The sequence below is a fragment of the Polaromonas sp. P1_E3 genome (genome assembly GCF_056405935.1).
Map to the genome: position 1 here is coordinate 1 of NZ_JBFUBD010000423.1, position 2183 is coordinate 2183.

Annotated in this window: 1 protein-coding gene and 1 pseudogene; both read right to left on the reverse strand. The window is 65.9% G+C overall.

The features are described 5' to 3' along the window. Positions 1-1830 (reverse strand): efflux RND transporter permease subunit (locus AC1D0Z_RS20080; protein ID WP_477659932.1); only part of this gene is annotated, 1830 nt, incomplete at its 3' end. Positions 1831-1882: 52 nt separating this feature from the next. Beyond that, positions 1883-2183: pseudogene (locus AC1D0Z_RS20085) on the reverse strand (efflux RND transporter periplasmic adaptor subunit); the annotation flags it as partial.

Genomic DNA, 2183 nt, shown 5'->3' on the forward strand with positions numbered 1-2183 from the left:
GTTGGCTGCATCCACGCCAATGAAGGAGCTCAGTGTTTCGACGTCGGGGTCTTCCAGGATGGCCCTGGCCGTGGCCTGCTGCAGCGTGGCCATGCGGTCGTAGGACACCGATTGTGCGGTTTCAACGCGGGCCTGCAGCTGGCCGGTGTCCTGCGTCGGGAACAGGCCCTTGGGGATCAGTACATACAGGAGCACCGTGAGCAGCAGGGTGGCCAGTGCCACCAGCAGCGTGGCGCCCTGGCGTTTGAGCACCCAGGTGAGCCACACGTCGTAGCGCGCGATCACGCCGTCAAAGAACCGCTGGAGCCGCGCGCCCGCCTGGGCCAGCCGGCCTTCGCCCGTGGTTTCCGGGACGTGCTTGAGCCATCTCGCCGACATCATGGGCACCAGCGTGAGCGACACCACGGCCGAGATCAGGATGGTGATGGCCAGCGTCACGGCAAACTCGCGGAACAGCCGGCCGACCACGTCGCCCATGAACAGCAGCGGAATCAAAACCGCGATCAGCGACACCGTCAGCGAAATGATGGTGAACCCGATCTGCGTGGCGCCCTTGAGTGCTGCGGCCATCGGCTCTTCACCTTCCTCGATGTAGCGCGAGATGTTTTCGATCATCACGATTGCGTCGTCCACCACAAAGCCGGTGGCGATCGTCAGCGCCATCAGGCTCAGGTTGTTGAGGCTGTAGCCCAGCAGGTACATCAGGCCGCAGGTGCCGACGAGTGAAATAGGCACGGCCAGGCTGGCAATGACGGTGGCGCGCAGGCTGTGCAGGAAAGCAAAGATCACCAGCACGACCAGCAGCACGGCCAGCAGCAGTTCAATCTCGACATGCATCACCGAGGCGCGTATGCCGGTCGTGCGATCGCTCAGCACATCCACCCTGAGCGAAGTGGGCAGACCGGCCTGAAGTTCGGGCAGGCGTGCCTTGATGGCGTCCACCGTGGCAATCACGTTGGCGCCGGGCTGGCGCTGCACGTTCAGGATGATGGCTGGTTTCAGACCAGACCATGCGCCCAGCTTGATGTTTTCGGCACTGTCGACCACCTGTGCCACGTCGGACACGCGCACCGCCGCACCGTTGCGAAAGGCAATGATCAGGTTTTTGTAGTCGGCCGCGGCAACCAGCTGGTCGTTGGAGTTGATTGAATAGGACCGTGTGGGGCCGTCGATGCTGCCCTTGGCGCCGTTGGCATTGGCTGCGGAGATCGCGGTACGCAGTGAATCAAGCCCCAGCCCATAGGAAGCCAGTGCCCGTGTGTCGGCCTGGATGCGCACTGCGGGGCGCTGCCCGCCGCTGAGCGACACCAGCCCCACGCCATTGACCTGGCTGATCTTCAGGGCCAGCCGTGTGTTGACGATGTTCTGCACCTCTGTCAGCGGCATGGTGTCGGACGTGATGGCCAGTGTCAGCACCGGGGCATCCGCCGGGTTGACCTTGGCATAGACGGGCGGGGCGGGCAGATCGGCCGGCAACAGGGAACCGCCGGCGTTGATGGCGGCCTGCACCTGCTGCTCGGCAACATCCAGCGCCAGGCCCAGACCGAACTGCAGCGTGACGATGGAGACACCAGCGGCGCTGGTGGAGCTCATGCGCGAGAGCCCGGCCATCTGGCCGAACTGGCGCTCCAGTGGCGCGGTGACGGTTTGCGCCATAACCTCGGGGCTGGCGCCGGGGTAGAGCGTCTGCACCTGGATGGTCGGGTAGTCGACCTGCGGCAGGGCCGACAGCGGCAAAAACTTGAAGCCCACGAGGCCGGCCAGCACGATGGCCACCATCAGCAGCGAAGTCGCCACCGGCCGCAGGATAAAGGGACGTGAGGGGCTCATTCAATAACCTTCGTGCTGCGCACTGCGATGCTTTTGCCGTTCAGGCTCCGGTTCATTTCGTTGAGCGCTCGCTCTGGCCGCCCTGGCGCCGGTCCTTCATGCCTTGCCAGCGCGCCAGGGCTTCCGGGTCGCCCTTGTCGATTTGCTCCAGGAAGCGCTTGCGGCGTTCCAGCGCGGCCGGGTCGTCCTTGGCCTGGTCGAGCATGCGCTGGCGCTGCTCGGCCGTGGGGCCGGCGATGGAAGGCGGCGCCGCGCCGGGCTGCAGTGCCGCTGCGGGGGGCGTGGAAGGTGCCGCTACCGGCGCGCTGCCGGCGGTGTCGGATGCGGGGCGCTGACGGCCGGCCGCGGAAGCG